The 14,895-nt window shown below is 57.4% G+C and carries 13 protein-coding genes; 7 read left to right on the top strand and 6 right to left on the bottom strand.

Annotated features, from left to right (window positions below; translation table 11 throughout):
• Window positions 1–55 precede the first annotated feature (55 nt).
• The 3 genes from ypfJ (at window position 56) to ypfH (ending at window position 3,679) form a co-directional block, all read left to right on the top strand.
• Window positions 56–925 carry a KPN_02809 family neutral zinc metallopeptidase gene (ypfJ, locus tag ACMGGP_RS12665; RefSeq protein ID WP_498798490.1) on the top strand — a complete coding sequence of 290 codons (870 nt, stop codon included), beginning with the start codon at window positions 56–58 and terminating at the stop codon, window positions 923–925.
• Window positions 925–2,925 carry a tRNA(Met) cytidine acetyltransferase TmcA gene (locus tag ACMGGP_RS12660; RefSeq protein WP_122889735.1) on the top strand — a complete coding sequence of 667 codons (2,001 nt, stop codon included), beginning with the start codon at window positions 925–927 and terminating at the stop codon, window positions 2,923–2,925. The genes ypfJ and ACMGGP_RS12660 overlap by 1 nt, the downstream gene beginning before the upstream one ends.
• Window positions 2,926–2,998: 73 nt before the next feature.
• Window positions 2,999–3,679 carry an esterase gene (ypfH, locus tag ACMGGP_RS12655; RefSeq protein ID WP_064690306.1) on the top strand — a complete coding sequence of 227 codons (681 nt, stop codon included), beginning with the start codon at window positions 2,999–3,001 and terminating at the stop codon, window positions 3,677–3,679.
• A gap of 92 nt (window positions 3,680–3,771) precedes the next feature.
• Here ypfH and ACMGGP_RS12650 read toward each other — a convergent pair whose 3' ends face one another.
• The 3 genes from ACMGGP_RS12650 to ACMGGP_RS12640 are packed head-to-tail and all read right to left on the bottom strand — an operon-like array spanning window position 3,772 to window position 5,480.
• Window positions 3,772–3,960 carry a YpfN family protein gene (locus ACMGGP_RS12650; protein ID WP_003848800.1) on the bottom strand — a complete coding sequence of 63 codons (189 nt, stop codon included), beginning with the start codon at window positions 3,958–3,960 and terminating at the stop codon, window positions 3,772–3,774.
• A gap of 22 nt (window positions 3,961–3,982) precedes the next feature.
• Complete coding sequence (dapE, locus tag ACMGGP_RS12645) at window positions 3,983–5,110, bottom strand: succinyl-diaminopimelate desuccinylase (RefSeq protein ID WP_010671351.1); 1,128 nt, start codon at window positions 5,108–5,110, stop codon at window positions 3,983–3,985.
• 1 nt (window position 5,111) lies between these two features.
• Window positions 5,112–5,480, bottom strand: a complete 369-nt coding sequence (locus tag ACMGGP_RS12640; RefSeq protein WP_187492419.1) for an ArsC family reductase — start codon at window positions 5,478–5,480, stop codon at window positions 5,112–5,114.
• 284 nt (window positions 5,481–5,764) lie between these two features.
• Between ACMGGP_RS12640 and ACMGGP_RS12635 the strand changes: the two genes are divergently transcribed.
• The gene (locus tag ACMGGP_RS12635; protein WP_498798489.1) at window positions 5,765–5,956 is read left to right on the top strand and encodes a hypothetical protein; all 192 of its coding nucleotides are present in this window, start codon (window positions 5,765–5,767) and stop codon (window positions 5,954–5,956) included.
• Between the two features lie 104 nt (window positions 5,957–6,060).
• On the opposite strand, the gene acrD is transcribed toward ACMGGP_RS12635, so the two are convergent.
• From acrD to narQ, 3 genes are all read right to left on the bottom strand, one after another.
• Window positions 6,061–9,177 carry a multidrug efflux RND transporter permease AcrD gene (gene acrD, locus ACMGGP_RS12630; RefSeq protein WP_498798488.1) on the bottom strand — a complete coding sequence of 1,039 codons (3,117 nt, stop codon included), beginning with the start codon at window positions 9,175–9,177 and terminating at the stop codon, window positions 6,061–6,063.
• Between the two features lie 167 nt (window positions 9,178–9,344).
• Window positions 9,345–9,974: a two-component system response regulator NarL gene (gene narL / locus ACMGGP_RS12625; RefSeq protein WP_010259976.1), complete on the bottom strand. Its 630-nt coding sequence runs from the start codon at window positions 9,972–9,974 to the stop codon at window positions 9,345–9,347.
• Between the two features lie 137 nt (window positions 9,975–10,111).
• Window positions 10,112–11,800 (bottom strand): nitrate/nitrite two-component system sensor histidine kinase NarQ, encoded by a 1,689-nt coding sequence (gene narQ, locus ACMGGP_RS12620; protein ID WP_498798487.1) that lies wholly within the window; start codon window positions 11,798–11,800, stop codon window positions 10,112–10,114.
• A 254-nt stretch (window positions 11,801–12,054) separates the two neighbouring features.
• Between narQ and ACMGGP_RS12615 the strand changes: the two genes are divergently transcribed.
• The 3 genes from ACMGGP_RS12615 (at window position 12,055) to nudK (ending at window position 14,823) form a co-directional block, all read left to right on the top strand.
• Window positions 12,055–12,327, top strand: coding sequence for a YdgH/BhsA/McbA family protein (locus ACMGGP_RS12615; RefSeq protein ID WP_010671356.1), 273 nt, complete (start codon window positions 12,055–12,057; stop codon window positions 12,325–12,327).
• 278 nt (window positions 12,328–12,605) lie between these two features.
• Window positions 12,606–14,102, top strand: a complete 1,497-nt coding sequence (gene ansP, locus ACMGGP_RS12610) for an L-asparagine permease (protein WP_010259970.1) — start codon at window positions 12,606–12,608, stop codon at window positions 14,100–14,102.
• A 142-nt stretch (window positions 14,103–14,244) separates the two neighbouring features.
• Window positions 14,245–14,823 carry a GDP-mannose pyrophosphatase NudK gene (gene nudK / locus ACMGGP_RS12605; protein WP_089415051.1) on the top strand — a complete coding sequence of 193 codons (579 nt, stop codon included), beginning with the start codon at window positions 14,245–14,247 and terminating at the stop codon, window positions 14,821–14,823.
• Window positions 14,824–14,895 lie beyond the last annotated feature (72 nt).

The following is a 14,895-nucleotide window of genomic DNA, read 5'->3' as shown; positions in this document are numbered from 1 at the left end:
CTGCCTCACACAACTAAAATCATGCCATCTGAAAAAATGACTGAGGGAATACAGCATGCGCTGGCAAGGGCGTCGCGAAAGCGACAATGTAGAGGACCGTCGCGATCAGTCGTCCGGTTCATTAGGCGGCGGAGGCCGCCAGATTCGTCTGCCGCGCGGTAAAGGCGGTATTGTGCTGCTGATTGTCGTGGCCATCGCGGGTTATTATGGTTACGACCTGACCGCACTGCTGACAGGCGGCGAAGTTGCACCGACCAGCCAGCAGCAACAGCGCAGCGTCAGCGCCAATGATGATGAGGCTGCGAAATTTACGAAGGTGATCCTGGCCACCACGGAAGACACCTGGGGCAAACTGTTCCAGCAGATGAACAAACAGTATGTGGCACCGAAGCTGGTGATGTATCGCGGCGCAACCCGCACTGGCTGTGGTACCGGACAGTCAGTCATGGGGCCGTTCTACTGTCCTGCCGATCAGACCGTCTACATCGACCTCTCTTTTTATGACGAGATGAAAACCAAACTTGGCGCGGACGGTGACTTCGCCCAGGGCTACGTCGTCGCGCATGAAGTTGGCCACCATGTCCAGAAACTACTGGGTATTGAACCGAAAGTGCGTGAAATGCAGCAGGGTGCCAGCCAGACGCAGGTTAATCAGCTCTCCGTCAAAATGGAACTGCAGGCGGACTGTTTTGCCGGTGTCTGGGGACACTATATGCAGCAGGAAAATATCCTTGAAGCGGGCGATCTGCAGGAAGCGCTGAATGCCGCCGAGGCAATTGGCGATGACCGCCTGCAGCAGAAAGGTCAGGGCCGCGTAGTGCCGGACAGCTTCACCCACGGCACGTCTGAGCAGCGCTACACCTGGTTCAAGCGCGGGTTTGATGGTGGCAATCCAGGACAGTGCAACACCTTCGCCAGCAACTGATGAGTCTGCAGCCTCTTACGCAGCTTATGCAGCAGGCCGGTGTGCGTCGTCTGGCGGTGATCAGCGGCGACCCGGCCTGGTGTTTACTACGGGCTGCGGCGTGGCGTGAAACGCTGACCGGCGACTGGCTGGCGTTGAGCCCGGAACCGCTGTTCTCTGCTTCGGATAAAGGGCCGGGTCAGTATAAAACGCCGGTCCTGCACAAACAGCCTGCTGCGGTGCGCACGCTGCTTGGCCGTGAATTTCGTCATGCTCTGTTTGACGCTCGTCAGGGCTTTCATGCCGACGCTTTCGCTGCGCTGGCTGGCACGCTCACCGCCGGTAGCTGGCTGTTACTGCTGGTGCCGCCCTGGGAACAGTGGGCGCAGCAGCCTGACAGCGACAGCCTGCGCTGGGCCGATGTCGCTGAACCCATCGCCACCCCTTATTTTGTTCACCACCTGCAACAGCTGATATTAGCGGATGACCAGGTGCTGCTGGAGCGGCAGCATCAGCCATGCCGGTTTCCGGCGCAGCCGGACTGGCCGCAGTGGCACTGTCAGGCACCGCAGCAGCAGCAGGCGATACTCGATCAGCTGATGAGGCTGCCATCGGGGGTTGCCGTGCTGACCGCGCCCCGCGGACGCGGTAAATCGGCGCTGGCGGGTATGCTGGCGCGATTGAACGGACATTGTCTGGTGACGGCTCCGGCCAAAGCCTCAACGGAGGTGCTGAGCACCTTCGCCGCTGACGCTTTTCACTTTATGGCACCCGATGCGCTGCTGGCGCTGGAGACGCTGCCGCAGGCGGAATGGCTGATTGTGGATGAAGCGGCGGCGATCCCGGCACCGCTGCTGCAGGCGCTGGTCAGTCGATATCCCCGCGTATTGCTCACCACCACCGTACAGGGCTACGAAGGAAGCGGGCGCGGGTTTATCCTTAAATTCTGCGCCGGGCTTCCTGATGCACACTATTTTACGCTCGATGAGCCGCTGCGCTGGTCGCGTTTCGATCCGCTGGAGCAGTGGCTGAACCGGGCGCTGCTGTTTGAAGATACCGCCGCAACCGCACCCGATTCTCCTGTAACGCCTCATCGTGTTGAGCGCCACGATTTCAGCGCGCTGGAGGCCGCGTATCGTCTGCTGACGAGTGCACACTATCGTACCTCACCGCTTGATCTGCGCCGCCTGCTGGATGCCCCGGGCATGCAGCTGTGGCGGGCCGGCGACGCGTCGGCGTTACAGGGCGCGCTCTGGCTGGTGGAAGAGGGCGGTCTTGAACCTGCACTGGCACAGGCGGTCTGGGCGGGCACCCGGCGACCCCGCGGGAATCTGGTGGCTCAGTCGCTGGCAGCCCACGCTGGTCTGGCTGAGGCGGCGACATTGCGCTCGCTGCGCATCAGCCGTATTGCCGTGGCGGCGGAGCGGCGTCGTCTGGGAACCGGACAGCAGCTGGTTGCGGCAGCGGCCAGTGCGGCCGTCGGATATGACTACCTCTCCGTCAGCTTCGGCTACACTGAATCTCTCTGGGCCTTCTGGCGCGCCTGTGGCTTTAGCCTGGTGCGGATTGGCAGTCAGCGCGAAGCCAGCAGCGGCTGCTACGCGGCGATGGCCATGTTGCCCTGTTCTGCTGCGGGTGAGGCATTGCAGCACCGCGCGGCAGAACAGCTGGCGCGAGACTGGCCGCTGTTGCGCCAGCATATCGCACTGGAACTGCAGTTTGATCAGGTAACTGACGACGGATTGACCGCGCAGGATATTCGTCTGGCGGCGGGTTTTGCCTGGGCGCAGCGGCCACTGGAAGCGAGCCTGCCGGTGTTGCAGCGTCTGGTGCAGGCCAGTTCAGCCTCTTTACCGCTGCTGGCTGCGGCGGTTGCCACACCCACAGCCCTGGGCGAACTGGCCCAGCAGGCGGGAGTGAGTGGGCGCAAAGCGCTAGTCGCAGCGCTGCGTCAGCAGGCGGCAGCGGCCCTCCAGACACTGGGCGTTGATGCAGCCTTGCTGCACCTGCCGTTGAAATAATTCGACCAGCTGGTTCAAATTATCCTCATATGATTTTATGCCAGGCGGCGTAGAGTGAACACAGGAGGTCAACATGACACTGAAATATGTAATCGTTCAACAGCCTGCCACCACAGCACAGCTGTTTCTGCTCTACCATGGCGTTGGCGATAACCCGGATTCAATGGGCGAGATTGGCAACTGGTTTGCCCGAACGTTTCCCGACGCGCTGGTGGTGTCCGTCGGCTCGCCTGGTGCGAGTCGTCAGTGGTTCGGCGAAACCGACCTGCACGATCAGACCGTCCAGCAGCGGGTTGATGCGGCCATGCCGCAGTTTGTTGGGTCTGTGCGTCACTGGCAAAAAAAGAGCAGCGTGCGGCCGGAAGCGACAGCCTTAATCGGCTTTTCGCAGGGCGGCAGTATGGTGCTGGAAGGGGTTAAGGCGCATCCGGATCTGGCGGGCCGCGCGGTGGTGTTTAATGGCCGGTTTATTACCCTGCCGGAGAAGGCCAGTACCCGCACCACCATCCACCTGATCCACGGTGATTATGATGAGCAGGTCCCGCTGCACCATGCGCAGCAGGCGGAGCATCGGCTGACCGCCTGCGGTGGCGATGTTACCCTGGATATCGTTGACGATCTGGCGCACGCCATCGATCACCGCAGCATGGAGCTGGCGCTGAATCATCTGCGTTATACGGTGCCAAAACGCTACTTTGATGAGGCGTTAAGCGGCGCAAAACCGGGTGACGATGATGTTATCGTGATGATGTAAAAAGCCCCTGCGCAAGCTCGATCTTAACGCTGATGAGAGCTGATTTTGTGAAGAACCATAAAAAAGCCCCTGCATAGCAGGGGCTTTTTCGTTTACTTCTTCTTCGGCCAGTTGTCGTCGTCATCCCATTTATCGTTGAAATCACGATGCGGCGGCAGGTCAGGTTTGTTATCCATAAATTTTTTATGATCGATGCGTTTCAGATCTTTATAAACGTTCATCAGCACGCCAACCATCAGCAGGATCACCAGGATCCACCAGTAATCTTTAATAAATTCCATTTGCTGCTCCTTAGAACCGCCGTCAGGCGATCAGTTGTTCCATGATGCGTTGGTACATCCGGCTCAGCATCTGCAGGTCGGAGGCTTTCACACACTCATTGATTTTATGAATGGTGGCATTCACTGGCCCCAGTTCCACCACCTGTGCACCCATCCGGGCAATAAAGCGGCCATCGGAGGTTCCGCCCGTGGTCAGCAGCTGCGGCTTAATTTCATTATAGTGCGCTACAGCTTTCACGACGGCATCAACCAGCTTACCGCGCGTGGTCAGGAAGGGCTGGCCAGAGAGTTTCCACTCAATGGTGTAACGCAACTGGTGACGATCCAGCAGCTCTGCGACCCGCTGACGAATCATCTCATCGGTGAGTTCGGTGCTGAAGCGGAAGTTAAACTGCACAAACAGCTCGCCGGGGATCACATTGTTACTGCCGGTGCCCGCCTGGACGTTGGCAATCTGCATGCTGGTCGCCGGAAAGAACTCATTCCCCTGATCCCACTCGGTCGCGACCAGCTCGTTCAGCGCGGGCATCGCCCGGTGAACCGGGTTATCCGCCAGATGCGGATAGGCGACGTGGCCCTGCACGCCATGCACCATCAGGTTAGCGGTGATTGAGCCGCGACGGCCATTTTTCACCACATCACCTACCACTTCCGTGCTGGAGGGCTCGCCGACCAGGCAATAGTCGAGCCGTTCGCGGCGCGCCATCAGCCGCTCAACCACTTTAACCGTGCCGTTGGCCCCGCTGGCCTCTTCATCAGAGGTAATCATAAAGGCGAGTCGCCCTCGGTGATTGGGACGCACTGCAACAAAACGTTCGGCAGCCACCACCATTGCCGCCAGCGATCCTTTCATGTCGGCCGCGCCGCGACCGAACAGCATGCCGTCGCGGATGGTGGGTTCAAACGGCGGATTAATCCAGCGGCTGGCATCGCCAGGCGGCACCACATCGGTGTGACCGGCAAACGCCAGCGTTTCACCTTCGCCACGGGTGGCCCAGAAATTCAGGGTGTCGTCGATGTTCATCGTTTCAATCTTAAAGCCAATGGCTTCAAGACGGGCGATCAGCAGAGCCTGACATCCGGCATCATCGGGGCTGAGAGAGGGGCGACGAATAAGCTGCTGCGTCAGCTCAATGACCGGGCAAAACATATTATGACTTCTCCTGGATAGCATTCTGATAGGTGGCTTCGCTGAAACCGGCGAGCAGGGCGCCATCCGGGGCGCGCAACAGCGGACGCTTAATCATGGCGGGATGCGCCAGCATCAGCGCTTTGGCGCTGCTGGCATCGGTAACCGCGTCGCGATCACTCTCAGGCAATTTACGCCAGGTGGTGCCCCGGGTGTTAAGCAGAGCCTGATAACCCAGTGCATCGATAAACTCCTGCAGCAGGACATCGTTCAGGCCATCCGCACGGTAGTCGTGGAAGTGATAGTCAACGCCTGCGTCTGTTAAAAAGCGCCGGGCTTTTTTTATGGTGTCGCAATTTTTAATCCCGAACATCACCCACTGCGTGCTCATTGCCCGATCCTTATTGTCCTGTAAGAAGTGAAAGCTGAAAAAAGCAGCCAAAGTGCGAGTTTACCATAGTGTGATCCGTTGCGGCATCTGCACAGGCGCGGGAATCGGGCCACAGAGCACGGCAACAAGGTCATCGTCCGGCATCGGGTAAACGCTATCAATTTCGCAGCTAACCATTACCCTGCTTATCAATAAGAGCTTAGGAATTTCGCCATGTTGATAAAATAGTCTACCGCTGGGTTTAAAATAAATTATTTTCAACGGGGTTAAGGAGTTGCTGAAGTGTGCGTCAGCTTGCAAAACCATCAACATTCATGTTTTTATGGCGTATGCCGATAGATATAACAGGTGTAAACGTATTCACCTGTATAAAAAAAGAGCGTAACATTGCCAGCACAATAAGAGAGGGCATTATGATTGACACCGAAATGGGAACCTGGAAAGAATTTATCGAAGCGATGTTACGCAACAAGTAACGCGCGAAGAAAAAGCAGGTTAATCCCGCTTGCTGGAATTCTTACCACACACAGAAATAAGGCGGCCACTGATATCAGTGACCGCTTTTTATTTGCGCCTCTACTTAGTCGAGCGGCTTCTCTTTGAGCGGGAAGCGGCGGCGTACCAGCACAAAGAACAGCGGCACAAAAAAGATCGCCAGCAGTGTGGCAGAGATCATTCCGCCCATCACACCGGTTCCTACGGCATGCTGGCTGCCGGAGCCCGCTCCGCTGCTGATCGCCATGGGCAGTACACCAAAGATAAAGGCCAGCGAGGTCATCAGAATCGGCCGCAGGCGCTGACGCGATGCCTCCAGCGTAGATTCCACCAGCTCGCGTCCACGGCTGTTGATCTCATTAGCAAATTCTACAATCAGGATGGCGTTTTTGGCGGATAACCCCACTACCGTCAGCAGGCCAACCTGGAAATAGACGTCATTTTCCAGCCCACGCATCCAGGTGGCGATCAGCGCCCCGACCACGCCCAGCGGCACTACCAGCATCACCGAGAACGGGATCGACCAGCTTTCATACAGCGCGGCCAGGCAGAGAAAGACCACCAGCAGCGAAATCGCATAAAGTGCCGGTGCCTGCGAACCGGAGAGCCGCTCCTGATAAGAGGCACCGGTCCACTGGAACCCGACGCCCAGGGGCAGGGCATTAACCAGTTTTTCCATCTCATTCATCGCCGTGCCACTGCTGACGCCACTGGCCGCTTCGCCGACAATCTCCAGCGACGAATAGCCATTGTAGCGTTCAAGACGTGGGGAACCGGTCTCCCAGCGGCTGGTGGCAAACGCGGAGAAGGGCACCATTTTGCCGCTGCTATTGCGCACGTACCATTTGTTGATGTCGTCTGGCAGCATGCGGAATTCAGCGGCAGCCTGCACATAGACCTTCTTCACCCGGCCACGATCCAGGAAGTCATTCACGTAGCTGGAACCCCACGCGGTGGTCAGGGTGTCGTTGATGGTATCCAGCGACACGCCCAGCGCCTGCGCTTTACGTGCATCAACATCGATCTGCAGCTGCGGGCTGTCATCCAGTCCATTGTGCCGTACCCGCGACAGCGCGTTGTCATTGCCCGCCATCTCCAGCAGTTTGTCACGCATCGCCATCAGTTGGGTATGACCGACGCCCGCGTGATCCTGCAGTTGCAGGTCAAAGCCGGAGCTGCTGCCCATGCCGGTGATGGCTGGCGGGCTGCTGGCAATCACCCGGCCCTCTTTGATCTTCTGGAATGCCTTCGTCGCGCGCTCGATAATCGCGAACGAGGTGCGATCGGCACCGGGCCGCGCTTCCCAGTCTTTAAGCCGCACAAACAGACGCGCCACGTTTTGTCCATTGCCGCCCGGACCTGCGCCGATGGTGGAGAAGACCGACAGCACATTGGCTTTCTCCTCGGTGAGATAATAGTTTTCAACTTTGGCGACGACGCTGGCAGTTTGCTCAAGCGTCGCGCCTGCCGGAAGCTGAACCTGCGTCAGGAATACGCCGCGATCTTCCAGCGGCAGAAACGACGTCGGCAGACGCAGAAACAGAAAGGCCATCAGGCCGATGATGCCGAGATAGAGCAGCAGCCAGCGACCGCCCTTGCGCAGGATACCCGCGACCCCGCGCTCGTAGCGTTCAGCATTGCGATTAAAGTGACGATTGAACCAGCCGAAGAAGCCGCGACGCTCAGGCTGCTCGCCCTGTGAAACGGGTTTGAGCAGCGTGGCACAGAGCGCCGGTGTCAGGATCATCGCCACCAGCACCGACAGCACCATCGCCGACACAATGGTAATTGAGAACTGACGGTAGATGGCGCCGACGGTGCCGCCGAAAAACGCCATCGGCACAAACACCGCAGAGAGCACCAGCGCGATACCCACCAGCGCGCCCTGAATCTGGCCCATCGATTTTCGGGTGGCGGCACGCGGCGAGAGTCCCTCTTCATGCATGATACGTTCAACGTTTTCCACCACCACGATGGCATCATCCACCAGCAGCCCGATTGCCAGCACCATGGCAAACATGGTCAGGGTATTGATGCTGAACCCGCAGGCATAGAGCACGCTGAAGGTGCCGAACAGTACCACCGGCACTGCAATAGTAGGAATTAAGGTGGCGCGGAAGTTCTGCATAAACAGGTACATCACGCCAAATACCAGCACAATCGCCTCCAGCAGCGTCTTCACCACATCGGTGATTGACGCTTTAACGAAAGGGGAGGTTTCATAGGCGATTTTTGCTTCCAGACCGTGCGGGAAGTAGTGGGACAGCTCCTCAATGCGCGCCCGCACCAGCTTATCGGTGTTCATCTCGTTGGCACCGGACGCCAGCTTCACCCCCAGGCCTGACGCGGGCTGGCCGTTGTAACGACTCAGATAATCATACTTCTCAGCGCCCAGCGCCACGCTGGCGACATCGCCCAGCGTCACCACCGAACCATCGGGATTGTTCTTCAGGGTAATCGCCCGGAACTGCTCAGGGGTCTGCAGCATCGACTGGGCGTTGACCGTAGCGTTAAGCGCCTGTTTCTCTACCGACGGCAGGCCACCCACCTGTCCCACGGCAACCTGGGTGTTCTGCGACTGGATCGCACTGACCACATCTTCCGTGGTCAGCGAATAGGCGATCAGTTTATTGGGATCGAGCCAGATACGCATCGCATATTGCGAGCCGTAAGCGTCAACCTGGCCGACGCCATCAATACGGCTTAGCGGATCCTGAATATTACTGGCGACATAGTCTGAAATATCCTGCTTATCCATGCTGCCGTCGGTTGAAACGAATGCCACCATCAGAATATTACTGTCACCGGTTTTATTGACGGTCACACCCTGCGACTGCACCGCCTGTGGCAATTTGCGCAGTGCGGATTGCAGCTGGTTCTGTACCTGCTGACGGGCTTCATCGGGATTGGTCCCGGCGGTAAAGGTGAGGGTGATCTGTGCCTGGCCGGTGTTGCTGCTGTTAGAGGACATGTACATCAGATTATCGATGCCGGTCATGTTCTGCTCGATCACCTGGGTAACGGTGTTTTCCAGCGTCTGGGCGGATGCGCCCGGATAGTTAGCGGTGATGCGCACGTTGGGCGGTGCCAGATCGGGGTACTGTTCAATAGGCAGCGAAATAATCGAAAGCGTGCCACACAGGCACAGCAGAATCGCCAGAACCCAGGCAAAGATAGGGCGGTCGATAAAGAAATTCGACATTAAATCGACACTCCTCACTACTTTTATCGTTGGTCAGGCCCACCAGCAACGGGCGCTCTGGCAGGAAACTCGGCGGGTCTTTGCCATGATTCTCCGCCGCCGTTTACTCTACGTGCGGCAGCGGGGGAAATCGTGGAGAAATTGAGGAGAAAATGTAAATTCGTTGGCTATTTGCGGCTTTCAAGCCACATCACCGTGGCGGCGACGCGTGAGCGGACATCCAGTTTCCGCAGCAGGTTACGAATGTGCACTTTTACCGTCTCTTCAGAGATATGCAGAATAGCGGCAACCTCTTTATTCGACAGGCCACGCGCCACCTCCTGCAGCACATCCCGTTCGCGCTCGGTGAGCTGACGCAGAGGATCGGCACTGTGCTGGCGATTAGCCAGATAGCGGGTGACGCCCTCGCTGAAGACCTTTTCGCCCCGTGATGCCTGCAGGATATGCGCCAGCAGGACCTCCGGCTCGCTGTCCTTGAGCAGATAGCCGTCAGCACCGGCATCCACCATGGCAAAAATATCGCTGCGGGCGTCAGAAACGGTCAGCACCAGAATGCGCGAACTGATCCCTTCATGGCGCAGCGCCTTCAGCGTATCCAGTCCGGACATGCCTTTCATATTCAGGTCCAGCAGAATGATGTCCGGTTCCTGATGGCGGGCCTCCGCCAGCGCTTCAGTGCCGTTGCTGGCTTCGGCGATCACCTCCAGCCGGGGATCCAGCGCCAGCAGCTGACGGACACCGCGGCGCATCAGCGGGTGGTCATCCACAATCATCAATGTTAATGCGGGCTGTTGCATATTTTCTCCGTTTCATAGGTTTCAGACTGCGGCAGATCAGACGGTATTGTTCAGGGACAACACCCTGTTCTGTATCGAATAGCCCGCGGTCGCAAACCGATAGATTATTTTAATGAATTAAGATTAGGTCTGGCCTGCTATTCCAGCGGGCGCGCCGGTTGCGGTGGAAAGCGCAACTCCACCCTGGTACCCCGTGGCTGTGCGTGGAGGGTCAGATGGCCGCTCAGGCGCTGAGCGCGCTCCGCCATAATAGTCAGGCCGTAATGGCCCGGCGGTTCTTCAGTGCTGTTCATCCCCACGCCATCATCGGTAATTGTCAGTAAGTGCTCACATTTTTCACTGTGCTGATAATCCACCCGGATAACCTGCGCACTGGCGTGACGAATCGCATTCAGCAGCGCCTCACGGACGATCTGCAACACGTGCACCTGCTGTTGTGCTTCCAGACTCTGCAGGCCGGTCTGATAGTTAAAGTGTATCTCTGCGCTGCTCTTCTCCTGCAGCGAGGCGATCATCGCCTGCATGGCCGCCACCAGATCCGCCTGCTCAATGGTCAGACGGAAGGTGGTCAGCAGCTCACGCAGCTGACGATAGGCCTCGGCCAGCGCCTGATCGAAGTCCGCGATAATGGTATGGGCGGCGCTATCGTCTTTATCAACGGCGCGGCGCAGCAGGGTCAGCTGAATGCGTAAAAAAGAGAGCGACTGCGCCAGCGAGTCATGTAATTCCCGGGCAATGGTCGTGCGCTCTTCAATCAGCAGCATCTGCTGATACTGCTGCTGTGCCTGCCAGATCCAGATAGCCCGTCCCAGCATCGCCGCCAGGCTGCGCATCAGTTCATCCGGAGGCGAGGCACCAGCTGTCTGCCAGCGCAGCTCGCCAATCTGCTGCTCGTCCTGCTGTAACGGCAGACGTTGCCACTGACCGGCTGCCTGATCATCACCGGCACGAAACTGAAACTGGTCGCTGTCGAGCCGGATCGCCGTCAGTTTCTCGCGCGTCAGTACATTGGTTAACACGGCTTCAAACAGTGCCGGATGCAGCGGGCTGGCGGTCAGCATTTGTGAGCTGTCATAGAGTAGCGACAGCGTGCGATTCGCCTGGGTTAAATCTTCTGTTTTGGCGCGCACCGTGCTTTCCAGCAGCTGGTAGTGCGAATGCAGCCGTGCCGCCATGCCGCTGAAGGCATGCGACAGCACCCGCAGTTCATTCTGCTGCTCAACGTGCAGCGGCGGAAAAGCAAAGTTGCCGCTCTCAACATAGCGACTGGCGGTGACCAGCGCATTAAGCGGGCGCACCACCTGCAGTCGGGTAAAGCGAATCGTCATCAGTGCCAGCGCCACAATCGCAATGACCCCCACCAGGCTGCTGGCGGCCACCAGATGCATTTTCAACTCGGTATAGCGTTGCAGACCCAGCACAAAGCGATCGATTTCACCGACGTAGATCGGCACCTGCTGCTGATAAGCCACGGTATCGCCCTGTTGCAACTGTTGCTGCAGCGAGGGCCAGGCGGCACGCAGCCGTTGATAGCGAATACTTACTTCACGGGGTACCCAGGGCCGATCAAGTTTTTGCAGCACCGGGGCATCCAGCGTTTGCTGATAGCGCGCCAGATGATGAGCCAGATTTTGCGGCTGACGGCTGGCATCCCAGGCCATGCGATAGCTCTGCATGCGCAGTGAACCCGCCAGATTGATCGCCTCCGCGTCGCGCTGGCTGCTCAGGAGCGTGACTAATGCCAGACCGGTGGTGAGCAGCGACAGCAGGACAATGGCGCTGAGCGCCTGAGCGATGCTTTGAGTTACGGAACGTTTAACAATCACATGAATGGCCCTGTTGAGAGTGCGGGAATTATAAGAGCGCATTAACGTAACGCAAATGATCCATTCCCTGTTTATCGCACAGGACGTTACACATAGCACATAAAATGACCGCAACTGACAGTTCCCAGGACGTGCTGCTGTTCAACGCTTAAAAAAGGAACAGGTTTACATCGTCCCGATGTTGCTTTTCATTGCAGCGCTAATAATTCATCCAGTCATCAACTCAACCCCGATCACAGATTAAGGAGCATCCAATGAAAAAGCTGAATGCTGTCCTGGCGGGCGCATTACTGGCTACCGCCTCATTTGCCACTTTCGCCGCCGCGCCGGTCGATCAGTCGCAGGCGCAGAGTATGCAGAGCATCGGTAGCGTTTCGGTCTCCGGCGTTCGCGGCTCGCTGGACGATGCGAATCGCCAGCTGTCGCAAAAAGCGGAAGAGATGGGCGCCAGCCATTACCGCGTTATCGGTGTCGATAACCCAGGCGACTCCAGCCTGTGGAGCGGCACCGCAGAGATTTATCGCTAACCCAACCCTCCTGTTTCCATCCCTGTAGCTTTTACCGGCCTGAAAATGGCCGGTTTTTTTGTTTTTGTGCATCAGGATGGATTCTTACAAATCAGCCTGTGCATCTGCCCGGTATATTTTGCTTCGTTCTTGCAGAACGGGTAGGATTCATCGCCGTAAATTCCCGCGCTGCCTGGCACTCACTCACAGGCAAACGCACAGAGGAAAATACCCCATTTCACAGGGCATTACGCCTGAAATGGGGGCGACGACTGATAGTCAGGACAAACAGGAATGCTATGAAATCTAAAAACAAAACCCCAGGCGAGATGCGCGCTGCGAAACGACGCTGGCTCAACTCTCATGACGCCGGCTACCAGAAGGCGATGGGTAACCGTCACGTACAGATGATTGCGATCGGCGGTGCCATCGGTACCGGTTTGTTCCTGGGCGCAGGTGGCCGTTTGCAAGCTGCTGGCCCCGCCTTAGCCATCATCTATCTGGTGTGTGGCATCTTCTCCTTCTTTATTCTGCGTGCGCTGGGCGAACTGGTGTTACACCGTCCCAGCAGCGGCAGCTTCGTCTCCTACGCCCGTGAATTCCTGGGTGAGAAAGCCTCCTACGTGGCGGGCTGGATGTACTTCGTCAACTGGGCAATGACCGGCATCGTCGATATCACCGCCGTCGCGCTCTACATGCACTACTGGGGCGCATTTGGTGATGTGCCACAGTGGGTGTTCGCCCTGGGCGCGCTGGCGATTGTCGGCACCATGAACATGATCGGCGTAAAGTGGTTTGCCGAGATGGAGTTCTGGTTCGCGCTGGTGAAAGTGCTGGCAATTGTGATCTTCCTGGTGGTGGGCGTGGTGTTCCTTGGCACCGGCAAACCGCTGGATGGCAACAGCACCGGCTTCCATCTGATCACCGATAACGGTGGCATGTTCCCGCACGGCTTACTGCCTGCGCTGGTGCTGATTCAGGGTGTGGTGTTCGCCTTTGCCTCTATCGAACTGGTAGGTACGGCGGCGGGAGAATGTAAAGACCCGAAAACCATGCTGCCGAAAGCGATCAACAGCGTGATCTGGCGTATCGGCCTGTTCTACGTTGGCTCCGTGGTCCTGCTGGTGCTGCTGCTGCCGTGGAACGCCTATCAGGCGGGTCAGAGTCCGTTTGTTACCTTCTTCTCGAAGCTGGGCGTGCCTTACGTTGGCAGCATCATGAATATCGTGGTGCTGAGTGCGGCGCTCTCCAGCCTGAACTCGGGCCTCTACTCAACCGGGCGTATTCTGCGCTCCATGTCGATGGGTGGCTCTGCACCGAAATTCATGTCTAAGATGAACGGTCAGCAGGTGCCTTATGCCGGTATTCTGGTGACCATCGCCGTCTATGTGATTGGTGTGGTGCTTAACTACTATGTGCCTTCTCAGGTGTTTGAGATCGTCCTGAACGTCGCCTCGCTGGGGATTATCTCCTCCTGGGCCTTTATCGTGGTTTGTCAGCTGCGTCTGCGCAAAGCGATTAAAGAGGGCAAGGCGGATGATGTCAGCTTCAAGCTGCCAGGCGCGCCGTTTACCTCATGGCTGACGCTGCTGTTCCTGTTCAGCGTGCTGGTGCTGATGGCGTTTGACTACCCGAACGGGACTTACACCATCGCCTCCATTCCGCTGATCGCGGTATTGCTGGTGCTGGGATGGTTTGGCGTGCGTAAGCGTGTTCACGCCATAGCTGAGACCGAACAGGATCATCACGAAGAGGAGCCTCAGCCGACCCGACTGGCTGACGACACCTCGCGCTGATAAGCGCTGCAGCAATCAGGCCAGCCTTCGGGCTGGTTTTTTTTTGGCGTAAACCGCCTCATTCACCGCGAGAATTAAGATAGTTTTCCCGCAAGCTTGCCCCTATGATGAAAGGCTCCCTTTATGCGGTAGCGGAGTCCTCATGTCGTTTAAGATCAACATCATCAAAGATAAGCTCCTGTCCGAAAACTGGTTTGTGCTGCGTAACTACACCTATGAGATCACCGATCGTCGTGGCGAGGTTATCCGCCATAAACGTGAAGTCTACGATCGCGGAAACGGGGCGACCATCCTGCTCTATAACCGTGAAAAGAACAGCGTGGTCCTGACGCGCCAGTTCCGTATCGCCACTTACGTCAACGGTAACGAGGGCGGCATGTTGATTGAAGCCTGTGCCGGCTTGCTGGACGACGACTCTCCGGAAGATTGCATTCGCAAAGAGGCGATTGAAGAGACCGGTTATGCGGTGGGCGAGGTGGAGAAACTCTATGCCTGCTATATGTCGCCGGGCGGCGTCACTGAATTGATCCACTTTTTCGCAGCGGAATATAATGAATCGCTGCGCGACAATGCGGGCGGCGGCGTTGAAGATGAGTCGATCGACGTACTGGAACTGCCTTTCCCTGATGCGCTGGCGATGGTCGCCGATGGCCGCATTCGCGACGGCAAAACCGTCATGCTGTTGCAGCATGCGCAGATTGCTGGCTTGCTGATACCATAAAAAATCATGCAGTTAGCCTGTTGCAGCGTGACGGCGTTGAGCGTAGAAAGTGAAGCATAATCCACTTTTCAT

The sequence above is a fragment of the Curtobacterium sp. BNK-1 genome, assembly GCF_048685235.1.
Lineage (GTDB): Bacteria > Pseudomonadota > Gammaproteobacteria > Enterobacterales > Enterobacteriaceae > Pantoea > Pantoea agglomerans.
The sequence above is the reverse complement of the archived record's forward strand: the minus strand, read 5'-3'. Positions and strand labels throughout refer to the sequence as shown.

Excerpts from the sequence above, each read along its gene's own strand:
- dapE (WP_010671351.1), bottom strand. The coding sequence starts at position 5,110 with ATGTTTTGCCCGGTCATTGAGCTGACGCAGCAGCTTATTCGTCGCCCC.
- narL (WP_010259976.1), bottom strand. The coding sequence starts at position 9,974 with ATGCAACAGCCCGCATTAACATTGATGATTGTGGATGACCACCCGCTG.
- ansP (WP_010259970.1), top strand. The coding sequence starts at position 12,606 with ATGAAATCTAAAAACAAAACCCCAGGCGAGATGCGCGCTGCGAAACGA.
- ACMGGP_RS12615 (WP_010671356.1), top strand. The coding sequence starts at position 12,055 with ATGAAAAAGCTGAATGCTGTCCTGGCGGGCGCATTACTGGCTACCGCC.
- ypfJ (WP_498798490.1), top strand. The coding sequence starts at position 56 with ATGCGCTGGCAAGGGCGTCGCGAAAGCGACAATGTAGAGGACCGTCGC.
- acrD (WP_498798488.1), bottom strand. The coding sequence starts at position 9,177 with ATGTCGAATTTCTTTATCGACCGCCCTATCTTTGCCTGGGTTCTGGCG.
- ACMGGP_RS12660 (WP_122889735.1), top strand. The coding sequence starts at position 925 with ATGAGTCTGCAGCCTCTTACGCAGCTTATGCAGCAGGCCGGTGTGCGT.
- ACMGGP_RS12640 (WP_187492419.1), bottom strand. The coding sequence starts at position 5,480 with ATGAGCACGCAGTGGGTGATGTTCGGGATTAAAAATTGCGACACCATA.
- nudK (WP_089415051.1), top strand. The coding sequence starts at position 14,245 with ATGTCGTTTAAGATCAACATCATCAAAGATAAGCTCCTGTCCGAAAAC.
- ypfH (WP_064690306.1), top strand. The coding sequence starts at position 2,999 with ATGACACTGAAATATGTAATCGTTCAACAGCCTGCCACCACAGCACAG.
- ACMGGP_RS12650 (WP_003848800.1), bottom strand. The coding sequence starts at position 3,960 with ATGGAATTTATTAAAGATTACTGGTGGATCCTGGTGATCCTGCTGATG.